The sequence below is a fragment of the Hungatella hominis genome (assembly GCF_014288005.1).
Lineage (GTDB): Bacteria > Bacillota > Clostridia > Lachnospirales > Lachnospiraceae > Hungatella > Hungatella effluvii.
In genome coordinates this window covers 365003-387854 of the sequence record NZ_JACOPB010000004.1, presented here as the reverse complement: position 1 = coordinate 387854, position 22852 = coordinate 365003, and the positions used below count along the sequence as shown (strand labels likewise).

Here is a 22852-nt window from a genome sequence, read left to right as displayed (position 1 = left end):
AAAAAATGAATAAGGAACTGTTAGAAGCACTGAATATTCTGGAAAAAGAGAATAATATCAGCAAAGATACCCTGCTGGAGGCGATCGAGAATTCTCTTCTTACGGCGTGCAAGAACCACTTTGGCAAGGCAGACAATGTCAAGGTGAGCATGAACCGCGATACATGCGACTTTTCCGTTTACGCGGAGAAGGAAGTTGTGGAGGAAGTGGAAGACCCGCTGCTTCAGATCAGCCTCGCGGAAGCCAAGATGACGGATCCGAAATATGACGTGGGAGATATCGTACAGTGTCCGATCGATTCCAAGAAGTTTGGACGTATTGCCACACAGAATGCGAAGAATGTGATCCTCCAGAAGATCCGTGAGGAAGGAAGAAAAGCCCTGTATAACGACTGGTACTGCCAGGAGAAGGAAGTGGTTACCGGTATTGTACAGAGATATTTAGGGAAGAATGTCAGCATTAACTTAGGTAAGGTCGATGCCATTTTAAATGAGGCGGAGATGGTGAAGGGCGAGGTATTCAAGGCCACGGAGAGAATCAAGGTGTACGTTCTGGAGGTAAAGGATACTCCGAAGGGACCGAGGATTTCCGTATCGAGAACCCATCCGGATCTGGTAAAACGCTTATTTGAATCAGAAGTGGCAGAGGTAAAAGACGGAACGGTTGAGATGAAAGCCATTGCCAGAGAGGCAGGCTCCAGAACGAAGATTGCCGTTAAATCCAACGACCAGAATGTGGATCCGGTAGGCGCATGTGTCGGCTTGAACGGCGCGAGGGTGAATGCCATCGTGAATGAACTTCGCGGCGAAAAGATCGACATCATCAACTGGGACGACAACCCGGCATACTTAATTGAGAATGCATTAAGCCCGGCAAAGGTTATCTGCGTGGTGGCTGACGAGGATTCAAAGGAAGCTCAGGTTATCGTACCGGATTACCAGCTTTCCCTGGCAATCGGTAAAGAAGGCCAGAACGCGAGACTGGCAGCAAGGCTGACAGGATATAAGATTGATATCAAGAGTGAGACGCAGGCCAGAGAGATGGGATTATTCGAAGAGCTGGGTCTGGATTATCAGGAAGACGGAGGGTACGAGGATTACGAAAGCGATTATCAGGAAGATGGAGACACAGAATACCAGGAGGATTACCAGGAAGACGATCAGGAAGATTACCAGGACGGCGGCTTAGAGGAAGACAGCTTAGAGGAAGACAGCCAGGAAAAATAAAACGGGAAGTGATTGAAACGTGAGTACAAAGAAGATACCGCTCAGACAGTGTATCGGCTGTGGTGAGATGAAAAGTAAAAAAGAGATGATTCGTGTGCTTAAGACGGCGGAGGACGAGATTGTGCTGGATGCGACCGGACGGAAGAACGGGCGCGGCGCATATCTGTGTCCCTCCATGGACTGTTTTAAGAAAGCAGTTAAGAACAAGGGTCTGGAACGCTCCTTTAAGACGGCGATTCCAAAGGAAGTATACGAAACGTTGGAAAAGGAGATGGAGCAGCTTGGATGACAGACAGAAAGTTCTTAATCTGATTGGTCTGGCTACAAAGGCCGGGAAGACTGCAAGCGGAGAATTTATGACGGAGAAATCCGTGAAGAGTGGAAAGGCATTCCTGGTGATCGTGTCGGAGGAAGCATCTGACAATACCAGAAAAATGTTCACCAATATGTGTACTTACTATGAAGTTCCAATCTACTTTTTCGGTAAAAAGAGCGAGATCGGTCATGCAATGGGAAAGGAAATGAGAGCTTCCCTTGTCATTCTGGACGCGGGGTTCGCAAAAGCAGTCGTGAAACTATTGAATACAAATGGAGGTAGTAAGTATGAGAGTATATGATCTGGCAAAAGAACTGGGAAAAGACAGCAGTAAAGAGATACTGGATATCCTGGAAAAGCACGATATAAATTTAAAGAGTTCATCCAATATATCGGATGACCAGGCGTCTATCGTGAGAAAAGCGATGGGCGGAGCTGGAAAAAGCAGCGAAGGAAGGCAGAACACACCGGCGACCGAGAAAACGGCGGGTGATGACCCGGCCAGAACTGAAGCAGGCGCGGGTGAGCCGCACAAGAAGAAAATAGCAGCAGTTTTCCGTCCGCAGAACGCACAGATGAAGCCGCAGCGTCAGCAGGGCCAGGGAAACCGCGATGGAAGACCACAGGGACAGGGCTATCAGGGAAACCGCGACGGAAGACCACAGGGCCAGGGCTATCAGGGAAACCGCGACGGAAGACCGCAGGGCCAGGGCTATCAGGGAAACCGTGACGGAAGACCGCAGAATCAGGGCGGCAGCTATGAGCAGAGAACCGCTGGAAACACCACGGTATCCGGTCAGAGTGTCCAGCCACGTGAAGCAGCAGATAACACAGTAAATACGCAGCAGGCACCGCAGAGCCAGACAGCGCCGGTTCAGCCGGCTCAGACTCAGGCTCCGCAGACACAGGCACCCGCAGGCCAGTCACCGCAGGCGCAGCAGACCGATGCGCGTTCCGACCAGAATTCATCTGCAAGACCGCAGGGTCAGGGCTACCAGGGAAACCGCGACGGAAGACCGCAGGGCCAGGGCTACCAGGGAAACCGTGACGGAAGACCGCAGGGCCAGGGCTACCAGGGAAACCGTGACGGAAGACCGCAGGGCCAGGGCTACCAGGGCAATCGAGACGGAAGACCGCAGGGCCAGGGAGGCTACCAGGGCAATCGTGATGGAAGACCGCAGGGCCAGGGAGGTTACCAGGGCAACCGCGACGGAAGACCGCAGGGCCAGGGCTATCAGGGCAACCGAGACGGAAGACCGCAGGGCCAGGGAGGCTACCAGGGCAATCGCGACGGAAGACCGCAGGGCCAGGGAGGTTACCAGGGCAACCGAGACGGAAGACCGCAGGGCCAGGGAGGCTACCAGGGCAATCGCGACGGAAGACCGCAGGGCCAGGGAGGCTACCAGGGCAACCGAGACGGAAGACCGCAGGGCCAGGGAGGCTATCAGGGCAACCGAGACGGAAGACCGCAGGGCCAGGGAGGCTATCAGGGCAACCGAGACGGAAGACCGCAGGGCCAGGGAGGCTATCAGGGCAACCGAGACGGAAGACCGCAGGGCCAGGGAGGCTATCAGGGCAACCGAGACGGAAGACCGCAGGGCCAGGGAGGCTATCAGGGCAACCGAGACGGAAGACCGCAGGGCCAGGGAGGCTATCAGGGCAACCGTGATGGAAGACCGCAGGGCCAGGGAGGCTATCAGGGCAACCGCGATAATCGCGGAGGCAGACCGCAGGGACCGGGCGGACGTCCGGGAACGGGCAGAGACGGCGGAGCAAAATCCTTTGATACACCGATCCAGGCAAAACCAACGAGCAACAGAGGCAATAAAAACGCCTATAAGAACGATAGATTCGACAAGAGAGACAAGGACGACGACGCAAAGAAGAATCTGGGCAAAGGCGGCAAGTTTAAAGCGCCGATCCAGCCGCCGGCACATGAAGAGCCTAAGGTAGAGGTCGTTAAGACGATCATTCTTCCTGAGATCCTGACAATAAAGGAATTAGCGGAGAAGATGAAGCTTCAGCCGTCAGCAATCGTTAAAAAGCTGTTCCTGCAGGGCAAGATTGTAACCCTGAACCAGGAGATCGACTTCGATCAGGCGGAAGAGATCGCTATGGAATACGAAGTTCTCTGCGAAAAAGAAGTAAAAGTGGATGTCATCGAAGAGCTCTTAAAAGAGGATGAGGAGAACGAGGCGGATATGGTTGCCAGACCGCCGGTCGTATGCGTTATGGGCCACGTAGACCACGGTAAAACCTCTCTTCTTGATGCGATTCGTCAGACAAATGTTACCTCCAGAGAGGCCGGTGGTATCACACAGCATATCGGCGCCTACATGGTGGAAATTAACGGACAGAAGATCACCTTCTTAGACACACCAGGCCACGAGGCATTTACGGCCATGCGTATGAGAGGCGCTCAGTCCACAGATATCGCAATTCTGGTAGTCGCAGCGGACGACGGCGTGATGCCGCAGACCGTGGAGGCGATCAACCATGCGAAGGCGGCAGGTGTAGAGATTATTGTGGCAATCAATAAGATCGATAAGCCGAGTGCCAATGTTGACAAAGTAAAACAGGAATTATCCGAATACGAACTGATTCCGGAAGACTGGGGCGGCAGCACGGTTTTCGTACCGGTATCTGCTCACTCCAAGGAAGGGATTCCGGAGCTTCTGGAGATGATCCTTTTAACTGCGGAGGTGAAGGAGCTGAAGGCCAATCCGAACAGAACTGCCAGAGGTTTAATCATCGAGGCAGAGCTCGACAAGGGAAAAGGCCCGGTTGCCACCGTTCTGGTACAGAAGGGGGTTCTCCATGTAGGAGATACCGTTGCCGCAGGTTCCTGCTACGGAAAAGTCCGCGCCATGATGGATGACAAGGGCCGCAGAGTCAAAGAGGCCGGTCCATCCACTCCTGTGGAAATCCTGGGACTGAACGACGTTCCAAACGCAGGCGAGGTACTGGTAGGAACTGTAAACGAGAAGGAAGCGAGAAACTTCGCAGAGACATTTATCTCTGAAGGCAAGAATAAATTACTGGAAGATACAAAAGCTAAGTTATCACTGGATGACTTGTTCAGCCAGATCAAGGCCGGCAATATCAAGGAACTGCCGATCATCGTCAAGGCTGACGTACAGGGTTCTGTGGAAGCAGTGAAGCAGAGTCTTGTGAAGCTGTCCAATGAAGAAGTTATGGTAAAGGTAATCCACGGCGGCGTTGGCGCCATCAACGAATCCGACGTATCTCTGGCATCTGCTTCCAACGCCATCATCATCGGCTTTAACGTAAGACCGGATGTGACGGCGAAGTCCATAGCAGAGCGCGAGAAAGTGGATATGAGACTGTACAAGGTAATCTATCAGGCAATCGAGGATGTGGAAGCGGCCATGAAGGGCATGCTGGATCCGATCTTTGAAGAGCAGGTTATCGGCCACGCCATTGTGCGTCAGACATTCAAGGCTTCCGGCGTCGGTACGATCGCAGGTTCCTATGTCATGGACGGTAAGTTCCAGAGAGGCTGCAGCGTACGTATTACACGTGCAGGAGAGCAGCTTTACGATGGCCCGCTGGCATCCTTAAAGAGATTTAAGGATGATGTGAAGGAAGTTGCGACAGGTTACGAATGTGGTCTTGTATTTGAGAAGTTCAATGACATCCAGGAAGATGACATGATTGAAGCTTACGCTATGGTAGAGGTTCCCCGCTAGTACTACATTGCACTGGTACTGCATTACCAGGACTTAAGTGAAAGCCGGGGAATCCTGCCGGAAGGCGGAGCGGCAAAACGAAAGGAAGAACATGCGTAAAAACAGTATAAAGAATACAAGAATCAATATGGAGGTTCAGAGAGAACTGAGCGAGATTATCCGCCTTGAGATCAAGGACCCGAGAATCCATCCCATGACGACGGTGGTTGCAGTCTCTGTGACTCCGGACTTAAAATTCTGCAAGGCATATATCAGTGTTTTAGGTGACGAGGAAGCCGGCAATGCAACCATCGAAGGACTGAAGAGCGCGGAGGGCTATATCCGCCGCGAGCTGGCCAGAAGAGTGAATTTACGGAATACTCCGGAGATCAAATTTATTCTGGACCAGTCCATCGAATATGGGGTAAATATGTCGAAACTGATTGACGAGGTAACGAAAGATACCAAAGAGTAGGAGGTGTTTCCATGAGCTTTTTTGATACTATGCTTGAGGATGTAGAGACGATGGCGATCATCGGCCATATCCGCCCGGACGGAGACTGTATCGGATCCTGTCTGGCAGCGTACAACTACCTGGAAGAACATTATCCTGATGTCCGAGTGACCGTCTTTTTAGAGGAACCATCCATAAAATTCGGTTATTTAAAGAATATTGGGCGTATCTGCAGCGATTTTTCAGTGGAGGCGGAGTTTGATCTCTGCCTCTGCCTGGACTGCAGCGACATGCTCCGCTTCGGTGAGGCGGTGCGGTACTTAAACAGCGCCAAAAAGAGTATCTGCGTGGACCACCACGTGACCAATACCGGGTTTGCGGGACAGAATATCGTAGAAGCGAAAGCCAGCTCCACCTGCGAGGTCCTCTTCGGCCTTCTGGAGGAAGAGAAGATAAGCAAAGCGGTGGCGGAATGCATTTACACCGGTATTATCCACGACACAGGGGTGTTTAAATACGACTGCACCTCTGCGAAGACCATGGAGATCGCGGGAAAGATGATGGCAAAGGGAATCGATTTCCCCCACATCATCGACAACAGCTTTTACCGGAAAACGTATATTCAGAACCAGATTCTGGGACGTGCGCTTCTGGAGAGCATTACCTTCCTGGATGGGCGCTGTATTTTCAGCGTGATTCATAAGAGGGACATGGATTTCTACGGCGTGACCAGCGCCGACATGGATGGAATCATTGACCAGCTGAGGATTACGGAGGGCGTGGAGTGTGCGATTTTCATGTACGAGACGGCCTGCCGCGAGTATAAAGTGAGCCTGCGTTCCACCAATGATCTGGATGTGAGTAAGATCGCCGTGTATTTCGGCGGCGGCGGCCACGTGAAGGCGGCGGGATGTACCATGGCCGGCAGTGTTCACGACGTCGTCAACAACTTATCCGCACGGATCTCAGTACAAATTAATGGAGATACTTAAAGATGGCAGACGGTATCATCAATGTATACAAAGAAAAAGGCTATACCTCTCATGACGTTGTTGCGAAAATGAGAGGTATTTTAAAACAGAAAAAAATTGGACATACCGGCACGCTGGACCCCATGGCGGAGGGCGTGCTTCCCGTGTGTCTCGGAAACGGCACGAAGCTCTGCGATCTGCTGGCAGACCGGACGAAGACTTACCGCGCCGTGCTTTTGCTGGGCCTCGAGACTGATACGCAGGATACGACTGGTGTGACGCTCGCCGAATATCCGGTGGCAGTGACGGAGGAAGAGGTGAGAGCGGCGGTCATAAGCTTTCTGGGCGATTACGACCAGGTGCCGCCCATGTATTCTGCGCTGAAGGTGGATGGGAAGAAGCTCTATGAGCTGGCCCGTGCCGGCAGGGAAGTGGAACGGAAGGCGAGACCGGTGATGATCCTGGATATCTGTGTGGAGGAGATCGTCCTGCCCCGAGTGACCATGACGGTGTCATGCACAAAGGGGACTTATATCCGGACGCTCTGCTACGATATCGGACGAAAGCTGGGATGCGGCGGCTGTATGGAATCGCTTTTGAGGACAAGAGTCGGCCAGTTTGAACTGAAGGACAGCCTGACGCTCTCCGAGATTGAAAAGCAGAGGGATGACGGCGGACTTGCGGATCATATTCTTGCCGTTGACGCCGTATTTTTAGAGTATCCGGCTCTTACGATGAAGGAAGAGTTTGATAAGCTGGTCCATAACGGCAATCCGTTCTACCGCAATCAGGCGGAGGGAGACTCCCCAGCGCAGGACAGCCCGGTCAGGGTCTACGACAGCCAGGGACGGTTTATCGGGATATACGCCCTGGACCGGGAGAAGAACGTACTGAAGCCTCAGAAGGTTTTTCTGGGAGGAAACAAATGATGGAATATATAACCGAAACAACAGATTTTCAGATTGAGGAGCCTGCGGTCGTGACCATCGGCAAGTTTGACGGACGCCACAGGGGCCATCAGAAGCTGCTGAAGCAGATGCTGGAGGTGAAGGCGGAGCGCGGCCTTAAGACGGCTGTATTTACCTTTGATATGACGCCGGGAAGCCTGGTAGAGGGAAAGAAACAGACGGTTATCACTACCAATCTGGAGAGAAGGAATAATCTGGAAAGAATCGGCATAGACTATTTAGTGGAGTATCCGTTTACGAAGGAGACGGCACGTATGGCGCCGGAGGACTTCGTGCGGGATATCCTGGTTTCGCGCATGCACGCCAGGGTGATCGTCGTCGGAACGGACTGCTCCTTTGGCTATAAGGGGGCCGGCAATGCGGACCGCCTCGAAGAATGGAAGGCGAAATACGGGTACGAGCTCATCGTCATCCACAAGGAACAGGATGACAACCGGGATATCAGCAGTACGTATGTGCGGGAAGAGCTGGATGCCGGAAATATCGAGAAGGCGAACGAGCTTCTCGGCGAGCCGTATGCCATCCACGGAACCGTGGTGCACGGAAATCATATCGGGGGAAGCGTCCTGGGATTTCCAACGGCCAACATTCTGCCGCCGCCTGAAAAACATCTGCCGACATTTGGCGTTTACGTGTCAAAGGTCTATGTAGAAGGTACTTATTACGGGGGAGTGACGAACATCGGAAGGAAGCCGACCGTAAGCGGGGAATCCCCTGTGGGAGCGGAGACATTTCTGTTTGGTATAGATGAGGATATTTATGGGAAGAATATAGAAGTACAGCTGCTTATCTTTATTCGCCCGGAGAAGAAATTTGACGGACTTGAGCAGCTGAAGGCGCAGATAGGAAGAGACAGGGATTACGCTCTGGCGTATTTAAAGAACCTGTCAGATCAGCAGATAACTCATTTATCATAACAGCTACAACAAATCTGAATAATAACTTGCGAAGGAATGTGCATAATGACTGACAAAGCATGGAAAATGCTGGGATTTTGCCTGGCCTGCGGCAGCGCCGTGGTCCTGGGCACAGCAGATGTACAGGCGGCGAAGCCGGAACCTTCCTTCACGTCCGGAAACTCCATAGCGGGATTCGGGACGGCCATGGACAAGCATTTGGAGTCTGTGGAGGAAACGGAGAGCCAGGCGGTATCCGCCGGTCTTACGCAAGAAAAAGTGGTGTTCGGAACCTTTCGTGATATTTTCAAAAACCTAGGCGTAGCCATGGTGGAGGATTCCCTGAACATCAGAAAAGAACCAAAGAATGACGCGGATATAGTAGGAAAAATGGACAGCCATGCCGGATGCAGCGTGCTGGGTATGGAACATGGCTGGTATAAGATAAAGTCGGGTCAGGTGACCGGCTACGTCTCGGGTAAGTATCTCGCCGTGGGACAGGCTGCCAGGGCATCGGCCTATTACGATATGAAACTCATGCTCCGCGTAAACACGGATACCCTCAGGGTCCGCAGCGCTCCGGATACGGATTCGGAGATTCTGGGCCGGATCCACGAGGGAGAGACGTATGATTTTCTCTCCAGAGCGGGAGGCGGCTGGATTAAGATCCGATACGGTGAAAAAGACGGCTACGCCTACGTGCCGGGCAACGCGGTGGTGGCTTATACCATTCCGGAGGCGGAAAAAGTGGAGAATTCCCTTCGCCAGCAGGTAGTGAACTACGCCGTGCGTTTCGTCGGCAATCCATACCAGTGGGGCGGAACAAACCCGAATACGGGAGCCGACTGCTCCGGTTTCGTGCAGTATGTCATGGAACACGCCGCCGGCATTCATCTGGACAGAACCTCCAGGGAACAGTCCGCGGAGGGACTGGCGGTTTCTTCCACGGCCATGCAGCCGGGAGATTTACTGTTTTATGCCAGCGGAAGCACGATCGATCATGTCGCCATGTATATCGGAGGCGGAAAGATCGTCCATGCGGCCAACCGGAGAAGCGGCATCAAGATTTCAACCTGGAATTACCGGAAGCCGGTGACAATACGGAGAGTGATTCCATAGGCTTTAGTACCCCATGGATGAGATCGGGCCGATAAGGAGAACGCCTCCATGAATGCGGCAGAATACGGACAGGAGAAAGCTGTTTGCCAGCTTTTTTCTGTCCGTTCTTTTAGTTCAGAGGAACGCGGTTAAACGCGCTGCTCTCCTTCGGACTCCGTATTTAAATGATGTAATGCCTGAAGCACAAGCTCCTCTGTCCAGCCGGAACACTTCCCCTGAAATGGACAGTCGGAGCAATTTTCACTCAGCATGCAGGCGGCGTATGCCCTTAAAAGTATAACTGCTTTTTCCGTAGTCACGATCGTGTCTGCCCCCATTTTCAATGATATTGATAGTATAACCAATATTCTTATTTTATGTGGGCGACAGGATAACTGGGGAATTATTTATCCTGATTTTTAAGCGCAGCCTCGATAAAGCCGGCAAACAGCGGATGCGGACGGTTTGGCCGCGATTTAAATTCCGGATGGGCCTGTGTGGCGACGAACCAGGGATGCTCCGGAAGCTCAATCATCTCGACAATCCGTCCATCCGGGGAAATGCCGGACAGTTTCATGCCGTTTTCGGTCAGGGTCTGGCGGTAGTCGTTGTTGACCTCATACCGGTGGCGGTGGCGCTCGTGAATCGTTTCCTGGCCGTATAGGGCGTAGGCTCTGGAGGTTTTGTCAAGCACACAGGGATAGGAGCCGAGACGCAGGGTTCCTCCGATGTCTTCAACGCCGTTCTGGTCCGGCATCAGATGGATGACCGGATGGCCGGTGTCAGGGTCTAACTCAGCCGTGTGGGCGTCGCTGTAGCCGACGACGTCGCGGGCGAATTCCACGATGGCCATCTGCATTCCGAGACAGAGACCGAGGAACGGGATCCCATGGGTGCGCGCCCAGCGGATGGCAGAGATTTTCCCTTCGATTCCCCTGCTTCCAAAGCCTCCAGGCACGAGGAGGCCGTTCACACCGTCAAAGATCTCGGCGGCATTACCATCGTTTACCTCCTCGGAGTCGACCCAGCGGATGGATACGCTGGCGTGGTTGGCCACACCGCCGTGTTTTAATGCTTCCACAACGGAGATATAGGCGTCATGTAAGGAGATGTATTTGCCGACCAGAGCCACCGTCACCTGCTTCTGCGGGTGTTTCCAGCTCTCGATCATGGAACTCCACTCGGATAAATCCGGTTCGGGACAAGGGATACGCAGACTCTCACAGGCCACCTCGGCCAGATGCTCCTGTTCCATTACCAGCGGGAGTTCGTAGAGTACCTCCACATCGAGATTCTGGAGCACGTGATTTTTCGGGACGTTGCAGAACTGGGCGATCTTGCCGCGGATTCCGTCGTCGAGGGGAAGTTCGGAGCGGCAGACGATGATGTCCGGCTGGATTCCCATACCCTGCAAATCCTTGACACTGGCCTGGGTGGGCTTTGTCTTTAATTCCTCGGACACTTTTAGATAGGGAACTAAGGTTACGTGGATCAGAATTGCATTTTCACGGCCGACATCGTGCTGGAACTGGCGGATTGCCTCCAAAAACGGCTGGCTCTCGATGTCTCCGACGGTGCCGCCGACCTCGATGATGGCAATCTCCATGTCATCGGATTGCAGGGAGTCAGAGATGCCGGACGCGGTCTGTTCTCCGCTGCGGTGAAAACGGCTTTTGATTTCATCGGTGATGTGGGGGATCACCTGAACCGTGCCTCCGCCGAAGTCTCCGCGGCGTTCCTTTGTCAGAACGGTCCAGTAGACCTTGCCGGTGGTGACATTGGAATTTTTCGTCAGATTTTCGTCGATAAATCGCTCATAGTGGCCTAAATCCAGATCCGTCTCCACGCCGTCCTCGGTGACAAATACCTCACCGTGCTGGACCGGATTCATGGTGCCGGGGTCGATGTTGATGTAGGGATCGAATTTCTGCATGGTGACGTGATAGCCGCGCGCCTTTAACAGACGGCCAAGGGATGCTGCGGTGATGCCTTTGCCAAGACCGGACACGACGCCACCGGTGACAAATACGTATTTCACTGGCATAAAAATGGTACCTCCTTAAGGTTTTTTGGGGATGTGTCATTCAATAAAAACGATATTATACAACTAATTATTTCAGAAATCCACATTTTCATGAAAAAACTTTCGATTATTAAGTGTAAAATTTGTCTTAAAATACCATGGAATGAAAATCTCTTTATAAGGATTTTATAATTCTTTTCTTGATTTATGGAGAGACTGACACTATAATGATATAGAATGGGTATAGAATATCCGGATTGGAGAATTTACACATATGGATAACAACAACAATCAGAATAATAACAGTAAGATGCCAAAGAACGCACAGGTAATTATTGCATGGGTAGTTACCTTTTTAATTGCGGTGGCAGGGCTGTCCTATCTGCACAACGCACTCTCAGCGAGGACCACAGAAGAGCTCAGCTATGATACATTTATGAACATGGTGGATGAGAAGCAGGTAGAGGCCGTAAGCGTCGAGGACTCCAGAATTACAATCGAGCCGAAGAGCACCTGGGAAGGATACATGCCCGGGAAAACATATTATACCGTGCGAATGGATAATGATTTAACACTCGCGGAGAGACTTCGGACAGCCGGCGTGGATACGCACAGGATCCGTAAGGATGGCAACTTCATTATCCAGACCATTGTCAGCTATCTGCTGCTGTTTGGTCTGATGGGAATTCTACTTAACTTTATGATGCGCCGTGTCGGCGGAGGCGGCGGTATCATGGGCGTGGGCAAGAGCAACGCCAAGGTATACGTACAGAAAGAGACCGGAGTTACATTCCGCGATGTAGCCGGTGAAGACGAGGCGAAGGAGTCGCTGACGGAGATCGTAGATTTCCTTCACAATCCGGGTAAATACACGAAGATCGGCGCCAAGCTGCCGAAAGGAGCCCTGCTTGTGGGTCCTCCTGGTACAGGTAAGACCCTGCTTGCCAAGGCGGTAGCCGGAGAAGCGCATGTCCCATTCTATTCGCTGTCCGGTTCTGATTTCGTAGAGATGTTCGTGGGTGTCGGCGCCTCCCGTGTGCGTGACTTATTCAAGCAGGCCCAGGAGTCTGCTCCCTGTATCATTTTCATCGATGAGGTGGATGCCATCGGTAAGAGCCGTGATTCCAGATTTGGCGGCGGCAATGACGAGCGTGAACAGACATTAAACCAGCTGTTGTCCGAGATGGACGGATTCGATTCCTCCAAGGGACTTCTGGTTCTGGCTGCGACAAACCGTCCGGAGATATTAGACCCGGCGCTGCTGCGTCCAGGCCGTTTCGACCGCCGGATCATCGTGGATAAGCCTGATTTAAAGGGCCGTGTGGATATCTTAAAGGTTCATTCCAGAGACGTATTGATGGATGAGAGCGTCGATCTCGACGCGATTGCGCTGGCGACTTCCGGCGCGGTTGGATCGGATCTTGCCAATATGATTAACGAGGCAGCCATTCTGGCGGTTAAGAGCGGCAGACAGGCCGTCGCCCAGAAAGACTTATTTGAAGCGGTTGAAGTCGTGCTTGTGGGTAAAGAGAAGAAAGACAGAATCATGAATAAGGAAGAGCGCCGCATCGTGTCTTACCACGAGGTTGGCCATGCTCTCGTAAGCGCCCTCCAGAAGGACGCGGAGCCGGTTCAGAAGATAACCATCGTTCCGAGAACCATGGGTGCCCTTGGCTACGTTATGCACGTGCCGGAGGAAGAAAAATATTTAAATACGAAGAAAGAACTTCACGCCATGCTGGTCGGGGCCCTGGCCGGACGAGCAGCGGAGGAGCTTGTGTTTGATACTGTGACCACGGGAGCAGCCAACGATATTGAGCAGGCGACCAGAATGGCCCGGGCCATGATTACTCAGTACGGTATGTCTGATAAGTTTGGTCTGATGGGCTTAGCGACTCAGGAAGACCAGTACTTAACCGGCCGTACGGTCATGAACTGCGGCGATGCCACGGCTGCCGAAGTCGATAACGAGGTCATGAAGATGCTGAAGGAAGCTTACGAGGAAGCCAAGGCTCTGTTGTCTGAGAACCGCGATGTGATGGATAAGATCGCAGAGTTCTTAATCGAGAAGGAGACCATCACCGGCAAGGAATTCATGAAGATTTTCAGAGAGATGAAGGGAATACCGGAGCCGGAGGAGAAGGATAAGACCGATGCTGATAAGATGGACGACGTGGTAAGCCATAAGGACACGTTCGACGATAAGAAGGAAGAAGCAGTCCTGAGCAGTCCCGCAGCGGAAGAGAATGCGCCAAAGGAACCGTCCCAGGAGACAACGGATACGGAAGAGAAATCCGGATCTGATGAGATGTTCCATATGGGAGTAAAGAGATAAGAATTGAAGAGATAAGAAGTGAGACATGTCCCCTGATTTCGTATGAAGTCAGGGGACTTCTTTATCAGAGGAATGTTTAAGATTCACATTTCTTTCACATTTAGGGCAAATATTTTTCACATTTATTGGTTATAGTAATACTCGTAAACGTTTTTAATAATATAAAACTTTTTTTCATACTCAAAGCCGGTAGGATCCCCTCTTACCGGCTTCCTCCCTTTTATAGGGGATTTTTTTGATTGGAGATAGATTTTATCGGGGGCAAGTCTGCCTGGCAGCGCGGAATCAGAATCCGTTTACTTTTCTCATTGAAGAAGACCGGATGTTTGGCTATAATGTAAGATACCAGATTACAGTTGCTTTCTATTTAACATGGGGGGAAGTATGAAAGATAAAATTCTACTGAAACACAAGATTTTAATTTCTATATTCGGCGTCATTATTCTCTTTTCGCTGGTATTCGGAACCGGAATGAGGATGGCAATAAAGCAGATAGAGCAGCAGATTGCCAAATCGAACAATGCCAGCCTGCAGGTTTATTATAATACGCTCCAGAGCGAAATCGAGCGTTCAGAGGTATTTATCACAAATACGGTGTATCATAACGATGCATTTGATCAGTTTCTCGCTCTGCGGGGGGATCCGGGCTGCAGCCCGTTTGTGGGGGAGATTATGGACCGCTTTTCGGAGGAACTGAAGGACAACCAGGACGTTGCGGCGTATCTGCTGTACGATACCGATACAGACGTCAGAGGCAGCGTATTTAACTCGATTGTCGGTTATGGCTCTGTGAAGGAAGAAATAACAGATTCCTTGGGAACGTTTCTGGAAGAGGAGGAAGTGCCTCTGGGCTGGTTTATAAAAAGGATCGGAAGCCGGACATTTCTGTGTAGAGTCATGGAGCGGGACAACGCTTTTGTAGTGGGAATATACGATCTGCCTCAGGCCTCCAAGAATGCAAAACTCTTTTATTCCTATGAGGGCGAAATCGTATTTTTTAATAACCAGGAGGTCTTTTCTAACGAAGACTTCATTCAGAAGAATGGTATTTATCTGAATTATCTGAACGATTCGGACTACTATTTCTCCAACAGTAAGAACTATATGGTGGTGCAGAAGCAGCTGATCCATTTTAAGGTCGCGCTCATATCAGAATTCTATAACAGCAGTGTGGTGTTAAAATTTCTGTATATGAGCCCGTATCTGTATATTGCCCTGGGATTTGTGATGGTCTGGATTCTGATCGGGTATTTAAAGAGTATTCTGTTTCGTCCGATGGATTCTCTGGTACAGGCCATGCAGAAGATAGAAGAGGGCGATTTAAATGTGCGGGTGGAAGAACAGGGCGGCCGCGAATTCCAGAAGGTACAGCAGGCGTTTAACCATATGATCTCGGAGATCACCACACTGAAGATTAAGAGCTACGAGCAGCAGATTGCCAGGGAAAAGGCGCAGCTGTACGCGTTGAAGATGCAGATCCGGCCTCATTTTTTCCTGAACTGTCTCAAGAGCATTTTTGGACTGGCGCAGTCGGAAAAGATCGGGCAGATTCAGAAAGCCGTGGTGTATTTAGGCACTCATTTGCGGTATGTGTTCGATCAGCAGAGCGATCTGATCCCGTTGGAAAAAGAGATGCAGATGTGCGAGAACTATATTGAACTGCATCGGAGCATAGAAAGCGGCCGGGCGGAGATTCATATCAGCATGGATGAGGGCGTCAGGATGATGATGGTACCGCCGGTCAGCTGTCTGACTCTGATTGAAAATTGTATGAAACACGGTATGGCACAGGACGGAACACTGCAGATCAGGATCGATGCACGGTCCCTGGAGATGGATGGCCGGCACCTGGCGGATATTGTGATACGCGACAATGGACCCGGTTTTCCAGAGGAACTGCTCAGCGAACTGAACCACCATCTGGATGAGACTGCTGCCCTGACGGGGGTGGGGATTCGCAATGTCATCCAGAGATTCCGCCTGATTTACGGAGAAGATTTCGCTGTTCAGTTCTCCAACCAGGGCGGAGCGAAAATTAACCTGATGATACAGATATGAGGAGAGGGGAACGAATGATGAAACTGCTGATTGTCGATGACCAGCCTTCGGTCAGCGAGGGCCTTAAAAAAGGGATCGCATGGGAGGAACTGCAGATTGACGAAGTATTTGCAGCCTATAATGCCCTGGAGGCGAGAGAAATCTTAAACAGCCGGCCCATTGATATTATGCTGTGCGATATCGAGATGCCGGTGGAAAACGGCTTACAGCTCCTGGCCTGGGTTAAGGAAAAGAAGATGAAAACCCTGTGTATCCTGTTGACGAGCCATGCGGAATTTGATTACGCAAGGGAGGGGATCCGCCTGGGAGCGTTTGATTATGTAGTGCAGCCGGCTCTGTATCCTACCATTGCGGCCACTGTGAAGAAGGCGATGGAAGCGGTAAAACAGAAGCAGATGAACGAGAACGCCATCTATAAGGGAAAGGCGTTCACGCGCCAGCAGAAAAATATTACGTCCAATGCACTCCGCAATTACCTGTACGGAGACAGCAACTACCTGGACATTGAAAATCTGTCCGGCCTGGGTATTCTGCCTGACTTTACGGGACAGGGGCATGCGGTGCTGATTCAGATCGTGAAGTGGGTGGGAAAGAAAGAGGACTGGGACAATTACCTGCTGGAACAGAGCCTTCATAACATTCTCAATGAGATATTTCTGCCAAATGACCAGAAGGTGGCGTTATCCTGTATCGAGGAAAATGTATTTCTGCTGGTGATTCAGTCCACCTCGGATGAAGAAATTACCCAGGACAGCCTAAGCCGGCAGTTTATGTTTTTAAGCAGTGTATGCAGACAGTTTTTCCGGTGTCAGATCGCCTGCTATCTATCGGAGCTTAAGCCGCTCTCGGATTTGAGCGAAGTCTGGCGGCAGTTAAAAGAACGGAAAGAGAACAATGTATCACTGAAGCAGGGGGTATTTCCTGAATCCGGTAAGGAGGAGAAAAAGGAGTATGTATTCCGTCTGGTATCAGTCAAACAGTGGGAGACCCTGTATGAGGAGGGATATCCGCAGGCAGTCGAAGAGCAGGCGTTTCAGCTTTTGGATGACCTGGCGGACCGGGGGATTCTGGATAAGAAGACGCTGCTCTATTTTTACCAGGATTATATGCAGCTGATGTATACCGTATTTGGGAAACAGGGCGTAAACGTATGCGAGCTTTTTCAAACAGCAGAAGAACTGGAGCTCTACCGCAATGGGATGAAATCCGTAGATGCCATGAAACGCCTGCTTTCCTTTGTCACCTCCTGCTGTCATCCGGAGCAGGAGGTGGATGACGCCCAGGCGCTGGTGCAGACGGTGATGGCCTATGTGGCAGAAAATCTGGAGCAGGAGCTAAGGCGGGGAACCATCGCGGAACTGGTGCATTTAAATCCGGACTATTTAACCCGGACATTCAAGAAGGAAACGGGAATGACGCTGAAGGAGTACATAATTGAACAGAAGATTAAGGCGGCCCAGTCGCTTCTGCGTACCACCAGCCTTCCGGTCAGCTTCGTGGCGGCCAAGGTGGGATATTCCAACTTCAGCCATTTTTCCAAAGCATATAAGAAAGTGATGGGACACACGCCGCAGGAAGAGCGCGACAGGTGAAAAAGTCTGAAAAAGAACAACAGCCGAAGTTTTTTGCAAAACCGGCTGTTCTTTTTTTACGCAGAAGTCGTTTTTTGACTATAAACGGCCGTTAATTGTGCGGCAGAAGGGAATAAATTCCGATATAATGAGGACTATCAAAGATCCGGTGGGGTGCTCCGGGCAGGAGTGCTCATAGCGGGGGAGGAAGGAGAAGGAAATATGCACGAGAAAGGCGAAGTGCTGGTGGAAGTAAAGGACATGTGCAAAAACTTCGGAGTAACCGTGGCTTTAAATCATGTGGATATCACCATCAGACGCGGTGAGATTCGGGGGCTGATTGGGGAAAACGGCTCGGGAAAATCTACAGTTTCTTCCATTATCGCAGGCATTCAGCCGGCTACCAGCGGGGAAATGTTTTATAAAGGAAAGCCGTGGAAACCGTCTACCAGCCTGGAAGCGGTGAAACAGGGAATCGGCATGATAGTGCAGGAAGCAGGGACGATTGAGAACATTACCGTGGCAGAGAATATCTTTCTGGGAAATTATGAGGCGTTTAAGAACGGCATCTTCATGAACAAGGCGAAAATGAACGCGGAGGCGGCCAAAGCACTGGAGAAAATAGGGGTGACGACCATAAATCCGGCGCTGCCGACCAGAGTGTATGACATGCAGGACAGGAAGCTGATCGAGATTGCCGGGACCATGTACAATAATCCGGACCTGTTTGTGGTAGACGAGACGACCACGGCGCTGTCGCAGAGCGGAAGAACCATTCTTTATAATCTGATGCACCGGGCGGCAAACGAGAACCGGGCGGTCGTCTTCATCAGCCATGATCTGGAAGAGCTTATGGAACACTGCGATACGCTGACAATTCTGCGGGATGGCGTGATCATTGACAACATGGAGAAGAAGGATTTTGACAGCAATGACATCAAACACAAGATGGTGGGACGGGAAATCAAAGGAAACTACTACCGGGTAGACAAGGATGAATACAGCAGCGAAGTGGTGCTGAAGGCAGACTGTATCACCACCATGAATGCGCTGCTCTGTTTCGACTTAGAGCTTCATCAGGGAGAGATTCTGGGCATTGGAGGTCTGTCGGAATGTGGTATGCACGAACTTGGAAAGGCGCTTTACGGACTGGAAGAGGTGGTAGATGGACAGGTAGTTCTCACGAAGACAGGGACTGTGGTGAAAAACGCGCAGACGGCCTTTAAGAACAAGATGGGATACGTGTCAAAGAACAGAGATACGGAGTCCCTGGAACTTAACGCATCCATAGCGGCCAATATACAAAGCACGGGTCTCGATAAGAACCGGCTGTTCGGACCGTTTCTTTCCTTCCGGAAGGAAAGACGGTATGCGAAGCTCCAGGTTGATTCGCTGGCAATCAAGTGTGTCAATATGCTGCAGCCGGTGAAGGCGCTTTCCGGAGGAAACAAGCAGAAGGTGGTATTCGGAAAATGGATAGCGGATGAAGCGGATATCCTGATTCTGGACTGCCCCACCAGAGGCGTAGATATTGGAGTGAAGGCGGCCATGTATCAGTTGATTTACCAGATGAAGCAGAAAGGAAAATCCATTATCATGATCAGCGAGGAGATGCCGGAGCTGATCGGCATGTCAGACCGGCTGCTGGTTATCAGAGATGGAAAGGTCAACGGAGAATTTTATCGAAAAGACGGCTACGATCAGCACAAACTGATCGGGTGCATGATTTAGGGAGGTGGAAGAGATGGCTGAACTTGCTGTTCAAAAGGATGTTCCGAAGCTGAAGGCGGGGGACAGGATTTCAATAATTAAAAACAAACCTTCCTTTTCTCTGGTGTTTTCTGTTATCATCCTGGTGCTGATCGTCGCCTTATTCGGGGGCGTCACGAAGGGGGCCTTTTTTGGCAGAAACGTGTTGATAGGAATTTTTAATCAGGCACTCATCATCGGTACGATGGCCACCGCGGTGTCCTTTATCTATACGACGGGGAACCTGGATATTTCCGTGGGGAACTCCATGGCGCTGGCGGCTACCATCGGCGCGCTGATTTATAACAGGACGGGAAATATCGCCCTTATGGTGGTAACCGCTGTTGCCGTCGGCATTATTCTGATGGTATTTAATTGTACGCTCAGCGTGGTGTTTCAGATAAAAACGGTTACAGTAGCCATTGTGATGATCCAGCTGTACAGTGCGATTGTCAGCGAAATACTGGGACCGGATTCCCTGAAAGTAGATTACAGTGTCTGTAAAATGCTGGAAAATGCCGGATTCCGGTATGCAATGTTTCTGGGATATTTTATACTCTGTATTATCGTATACCATTTCACTCCGGTTGGAAGGCGGCTGCGTTTCGTAGGCGGAAATCCAAACTGTGCGGATCAGACGGGAATCAGCGCGAAGAGATCGACCTATGTCAGCTTCTTCATGGCGGGCATCGGAGTCGGTGTGGCCTCGATCTTTACGATCATCCGGACCGGATCAGTCAGTACGGAGGTGGGAAGCGGTATGGGCATGGATGTGATGCTGGCTACAGTCCTTGGAGGCATGTCTATCTTTGGCGGAGCAAGGTCCAACGCCTACGCGGGGCTGATGGGGGCGCTCACGGTATCGGCTTTAAATAAGGGACTTCTCATGACAGGCGTATCTTCGACAGCCATACAGGGAGTCCGGGGGATCGTATTTTTGCTTCTTGTATTTTTAAACTCTGAACGGCCGTCCACACTGCCGACCAGACAGCAGGTATAAAAAACAGTAAGGCTCGAAAGGACCGCGCCAACTGTTTTACATGTATCGCACGTAAGCGCCTAAAAAGACAGGCGCCAAGTGCTCGTAACGATAAAAAAACGCGAGTCCAGGATTCGCGAAATGGAGAAGGAGAAGAAAGATGAAAAAGAGATTAACAGCAGTATTACTTTGTGCGGCGATGGTGTTAGGGCTTACCGCATGTTCCGGGAAGGAAAGCTCCGTGGAGACGGCAGCACAGACAACGGCGCCTGCGACAGGAGCCTCTTTGGCAGAAGGCGGAGCAAAGACTCCTCAGGACTTCAAGAAGTTTAAGATCGGTGTATGTGAACCGCAGGCCATCGATGAGGTCGTGATCCGCCGCGATTATTATGAAAATTATCTGGCGTCGCGCTATAACGTGGAATTCGTATTTTCAGAGCAGTGTAAGGACACGGATGATGAGCTGACCTTTATCGAGGGCTGTGCAGACGCGGGCTGCGACGCCATCATTTCCTACCGTTCGGTGGACGCCAATCAGATGGCGCAGGTCTGTGAGGAGTACGGAATGCAGTATGTGATTAACACGGCGAGAATACCAGAGGTTGACGGTGCGTTTGAAGGCGGCTATGAGACCTTCCAGGGAAGCTTCGGCGCCGACAATGAGCATGTCGGACAACTCTTCCGGGACTGGCTCTCAAGCAATGCTTCTGACGATGGGAGCGAGGGCTTTATGATTACCTCTTCACTGGCATTTTCCGGGAATATTCAGCATCTCGAGACGGCGATTGCTGCATTGTCGGCTCTGCAGAGCAAATATAATCTGACCTTTGAAGATACGGTGGAAAACCTGGCAAAGACGTCTGCTCCGATCGAGGTTGCCAACGACAAGGGAATCAACATTTACATCTATCCGGGAAGCCCCAGCGGCATGGAAGGATGGCTGGAAGGAGTCAGCGCGGCGCTTCAGACCGGCAAATACGGCGTATTGATCCATTCCGGACAGAGCTATGCGCAGACCGCGGTTGTAGTGGACGAGGTGGAAAAGAACTTTGACAAGGATATTAAGGTGGCTTCGATCGCGTCGATGTCTGAATCGCTGATCAATGCGTTTAACACACAGGATAAGTTCGGGAATTCTTCTCTGAATATGGCTGCTTTGAAATCCACCAGTCTCACAAGCAGCATGGGATTTATATCCGTCTATAATGCATTGACCGGCTATGCCGCTTTAAATGACAGCAGTGAAAATGAAAAGAGGACTTTAAGCTTCCGCATGTGGTCCCTTGACACGCTCGATCAGATCAATACTTGCGCCAATTGGGACGTAAAGGGCGGAGATAAATGGATCATGGATGAGAGCATGATTAATCAGTGTCTGGGCATCATGAATCCGGACCTGACTGCGGACGATGTACAGGCGGTTTATAATGGCATGACGTATGAGAGTACGCTGGAGCGCCTGGGTAAATAATGGGGATTGAAGGAGAGTAGGATGAAACAGAAGACTCTGGAATATCGGATAAAAAATATAATACAGCTGATCAGTCTTCCACTTATTGTGTTTGTTGTTATGAATGTGCTGGACTTAAGCATCGCCGGTACCAGGACGGTCAGTACAATCACGGATTTAAAGACACTGCTTCGGACGGGACTCACATGCTATTGCTTCGCCCTGGCCTTAAACTGCAATCTTCTGTCCGGCCGCATGGATTTATCAGCGGGAGCACAGATGTATATGGGGTGCGTATTCGGCGGTAATCTGGCGCTGCAGCTTCATTTGGGCGGAGTCGGGATCCTCGTGCTCAGTATGGCGGTGGGCGCTCTGTGCGGACTTCTGGTGGGACTGTTATTTGTAAATTTAAGAATTCTTCCCATGGTACTGGGAATCGGCATGACTCTGATTTTCGAATGCTTTTCCTTTGGCGCTTACAATCAGCAGGGTCTGATGATATACGGAAAATCGGGGGTATCCATACTGTCAAATGTAACCTTTATTCTGACGGTTGCTGCGGCACTGCTGCTCATTATGACATTTCTGTTTCAGTACAGCAGCTTTGGCTATAAGAGACGGGCAATTCAGGGCGACCAGAAGCTGGCGTCGGATGCGGGAATCAATATCTTTGTGAACTGCGTCATCTGCTATACGCTGGCAGGCGCGCTGGTAGCCTGCGCCGGAGTTTTTGATACGGCGTACAAGGGGTCTCTGACACCGGTACTGGGTATGAGCAGCAATGGTAGTGTATTCAGCAATATGTTCCCGCTGTTCCTCGGCGTGTTCATCGGAACTTACGTCGGCAACCCAATTCTCGGCGTGCTGTCGGGGGCAGTCAGTGTAAGGCTGCTGATTCTGGGACTGTCGAAGCTTTCCATGGAAGGAAGCGTGCAGAATATCATTGTCTATTCCCTTTTTCTGATCTTCATGATTTACCGGATGAACGTGGATAAGTTCTCCTATGCGAAGAAGAAGCGGGAACGGATCAGGCTGGCGCAGCAGACCAGACAGGCGGTTTAATAGGAGA

At 51.0% G+C, this 22852-nt stretch carries 17 protein-coding genes; 16 read left to right on the top strand and 1 reads right to left on the bottom strand.

Annotated elements, in window-relative coordinates; genetic code table 11:
- Positions 1-5: 5 nt before the first annotated feature.
- The 9 genes from nusA (at position 6) to H8S75_RS12175 (ending at position 9639) form a co-directional block, all read left to right on the top strand.
- Positions 6-1226 carry a transcription termination factor NusA gene (gene nusA / locus H8S75_RS12215; RefSeq protein WP_002600710.1) on the top strand — a complete coding sequence of 407 codons (1221 nt, stop codon included), beginning with the start codon at positions 6-8 and terminating at the stop codon, positions 1224-1226.
- A gap of 19 nt (positions 1227-1245) precedes the next feature.
- Positions 1246-1515 (top strand): RNase P modulator RnpM, encoded by a 270-nt coding sequence (gene rnpM / locus H8S75_RS12210; protein ID WP_002600709.1) that lies wholly within the window; start codon positions 1246-1248, stop codon positions 1513-1515.
- Positions 1508-1843, top strand: a complete 336-nt coding sequence (locus H8S75_RS12205; RefSeq protein ID WP_002600708.1) for a L7Ae/L30e/S12e/Gadd45 family ribosomal protein — start codon at positions 1508-1510, stop codon at positions 1841-1843. The genes rnpM and H8S75_RS12205 overlap by 8 nt, the downstream gene beginning before the upstream one ends.
- Positions 1830-5252 carry a translation initiation factor IF-2 gene (gene infB, locus H8S75_RS12200; protein ID WP_187021872.1) on the top strand — a complete coding sequence of 1141 codons (3423 nt, stop codon included), beginning with the start codon at positions 1830-1832 and terminating at the stop codon, positions 5250-5252. The genes H8S75_RS12205 and infB overlap by 14 nt, the downstream gene beginning before the upstream one ends.
- A 91-nt stretch (positions 5253-5343) precedes the next feature.
- Positions 5344-5706, top strand: a complete 363-nt coding sequence (rbfA, locus tag H8S75_RS12195) for a 30S ribosome-binding factor RbfA (RefSeq protein ID WP_187021871.1) — start codon at positions 5344-5346, stop codon at positions 5704-5706.
- 11 nt (positions 5707-5717) lie between these two features.
- The gene (locus H8S75_RS12190; RefSeq protein ID WP_002600704.1) at positions 5718-6677 is read left to right on the top strand and encodes a DHH family phosphoesterase; all 960 of its coding nucleotides are present in this window, start codon (positions 5718-5720) and stop codon (positions 6675-6677) included.
- Between the two features lie 2 nt (positions 6678-6679).
- Positions 6680-7585 (top strand): tRNA pseudouridine(55) synthase TruB, encoded by a 906-nt coding sequence (truB, locus tag H8S75_RS12185; protein ID WP_187021870.1) that lies wholly within the window; start codon positions 6680-6682, stop codon positions 7583-7585.
- Entirely contained in the window at positions 7585-8541 is a 957-nt protein-coding gene (locus H8S75_RS12180; protein WP_187021924.1) for a bifunctional riboflavin kinase/FAD synthetase, read from the top strand. Before truB ends, H8S75_RS12180 begins: the two co-directional genes overlap by 1 nt.
- 45 nt (positions 8542-8586) lie before the next feature.
- Complete coding sequence (locus H8S75_RS12175; RefSeq protein WP_187021869.1) at positions 8587-9639, top strand: C40 family peptidase; 1053 nt, start codon at positions 8587-8589, stop codon at positions 9637-9639.
- 382 nt (positions 9640-10021) lie between these two features.
- On the opposite strand, the gene pyrG is transcribed toward H8S75_RS12175, so the two are convergent.
- The gene (pyrG, locus tag H8S75_RS12170; protein WP_187021868.1) at positions 10022-11662 is read right to left on the bottom strand and encodes a CTP synthase; all 1641 of its coding nucleotides are present in this window, start codon (positions 11660-11662) and stop codon (positions 10022-10024) included.
- A 253-nt stretch (positions 11663-11915) separates the two neighbouring features.
- On the opposite strand from pyrG, the gene ftsH reads away from it, so the two are divergent.
- The 7 genes from ftsH to H8S75_RS12135 all read left to right on the top strand — a co-directional run bounded on the left by ftsH (position 11916) and on the right by H8S75_RS12135 (position 22845).
- Complete coding sequence (gene ftsH, locus H8S75_RS12165) at positions 11916-13976, top strand: ATP-dependent zinc metalloprotease FtsH (RefSeq protein ID WP_187021867.1); 2061 nt, start codon at positions 11916-11918, stop codon at positions 13974-13976.
- Positions 13977-14360: 384 nt separating this feature from the next.
- The gene (locus tag H8S75_RS12160) at positions 14361-16034 is read left to right on the top strand and encodes a sensor histidine kinase (RefSeq protein WP_187021866.1); all 1674 of its coding nucleotides are present in this window, start codon (positions 14361-14363) and stop codon (positions 16032-16034) included.
- 14 nt (positions 16035-16048) lie between these two features.
- Positions 16049-17626 (top strand): helix-turn-helix domain-containing protein, encoded by a 1578-nt coding sequence (locus tag H8S75_RS12155; protein WP_187021865.1) that lies wholly within the window; start codon positions 16049-16051, stop codon positions 17624-17626.
- A 201-nt stretch (positions 17627-17827) separates the two neighbouring features.
- Positions 17828-19336: a sugar ABC transporter ATP-binding protein gene (locus H8S75_RS12150; protein WP_187021864.1), complete on the top strand. Its 1509-nt coding sequence runs from the start codon at positions 17828-17830 to the stop codon at positions 19334-19336.
- Between the two features lie 13 nt (positions 19337-19349).
- Positions 19350-20354, top strand: coding sequence for an ABC transporter permease (locus tag H8S75_RS12145; RefSeq protein ID WP_187021863.1), 1005 nt, complete (start codon positions 19350-19352; stop codon positions 20352-20354).
- Positions 20355-20493: 139 nt separating this feature from the next.
- Entirely contained in the window at positions 20494-21804 is a 1311-nt protein-coding gene (locus tag H8S75_RS12140) for an S-layer protein (RefSeq protein ID WP_187021862.1), read from the top strand.
- A 21-nt stretch (positions 21805-21825) separates the two neighbouring features.
- Positions 21826-22845 carry an ABC transporter permease subunit gene (locus H8S75_RS12135; protein ID WP_187021861.1) on the top strand — a complete coding sequence of 340 codons (1020 nt, stop codon included), beginning with the start codon at positions 21826-21828 and terminating at the stop codon, positions 22843-22845.
- Positions 22846-22852 lie beyond the last annotated feature (7 nt).

Bases quoted from the DNA above. Each gene is read 5' to 3' on its own strand.
- nusA (WP_002600710.1), top strand. From the start codon at position 6: ATGAATAAGGAACTGTTAGAAGCACTGAATATTCTGGAAAAAGAGAAT.
- infB (WP_187021872.1), top strand. From the start codon at position 1,830: ATGAGAGTATATGATCTGGCAAAAGAACTGGGAAAAGACAGCAGTAAA.
- rbfA (WP_187021871.1), top strand. From the start codon at position 5,344: ATGCGTAAAAACAGTATAAAGAATACAAGAATCAATATGGAGGTTCAG.
- H8S75_RS12190 (WP_002600704.1), top strand. From the start codon at position 5,718: ATGAGCTTTTTTGATACTATGCTTGAGGATGTAGAGACGATGGCGATC.
- truB (WP_187021870.1), top strand. From the start codon at position 6,680: ATGGCAGACGGTATCATCAATGTATACAAAGAAAAAGGCTATACCTCT.
- H8S75_RS12180 (WP_187021924.1), top strand. From the start codon at position 7,585: ATGGAATATATAACCGAAACAACAGATTTTCAGATTGAGGAGCCTGCG.
- H8S75_RS12175 (WP_187021869.1), top strand. From the start codon at position 8,587: ATGACTGACAAAGCATGGAAAATGCTGGGATTTTGCCTGGCCTGCGGC.
- pyrG (WP_187021868.1), bottom strand. From the start codon at position 11,662: ATGCCAGTGAAATACGTATTTGTCACCGGTGGCGTCGTGTCCGGTCTT.
- ftsH (WP_187021867.1), top strand. From the start codon at position 11,916: ATGGATAACAACAACAATCAGAATAATAACAGTAAGATGCCAAAGAAC.
- H8S75_RS12160 (WP_187021866.1), top strand. From the start codon at position 14,361: ATGAAAGATAAAATTCTACTGAAACACAAGATTTTAATTTCTATATTC.
- H8S75_RS12155 (WP_187021865.1), top strand. From the start codon at position 16,049: ATGATGAAACTGCTGATTGTCGATGACCAGCCTTCGGTCAGCGAGGGC.
- H8S75_RS12150 (WP_187021864.1), top strand. From the start codon at position 17,828: ATGCACGAGAAAGGCGAAGTGCTGGTGGAAGTAAAGGACATGTGCAAA.
- H8S75_RS12145 (WP_187021863.1), top strand. From the start codon at position 19,350: ATGGCTGAACTTGCTGTTCAAAAGGATGTTCCGAAGCTGAAGGCGGGG.
- H8S75_RS12140 (WP_187021862.1), top strand. From the start codon at position 20,494: ATGAAAAAGAGATTAACAGCAGTATTACTTTGTGCGGCGATGGTGTTA.
- H8S75_RS12135 (WP_187021861.1), top strand. From the start codon at position 21,826: ATGAAACAGAAGACTCTGGAATATCGGATAAAAAATATAATACAGCTG.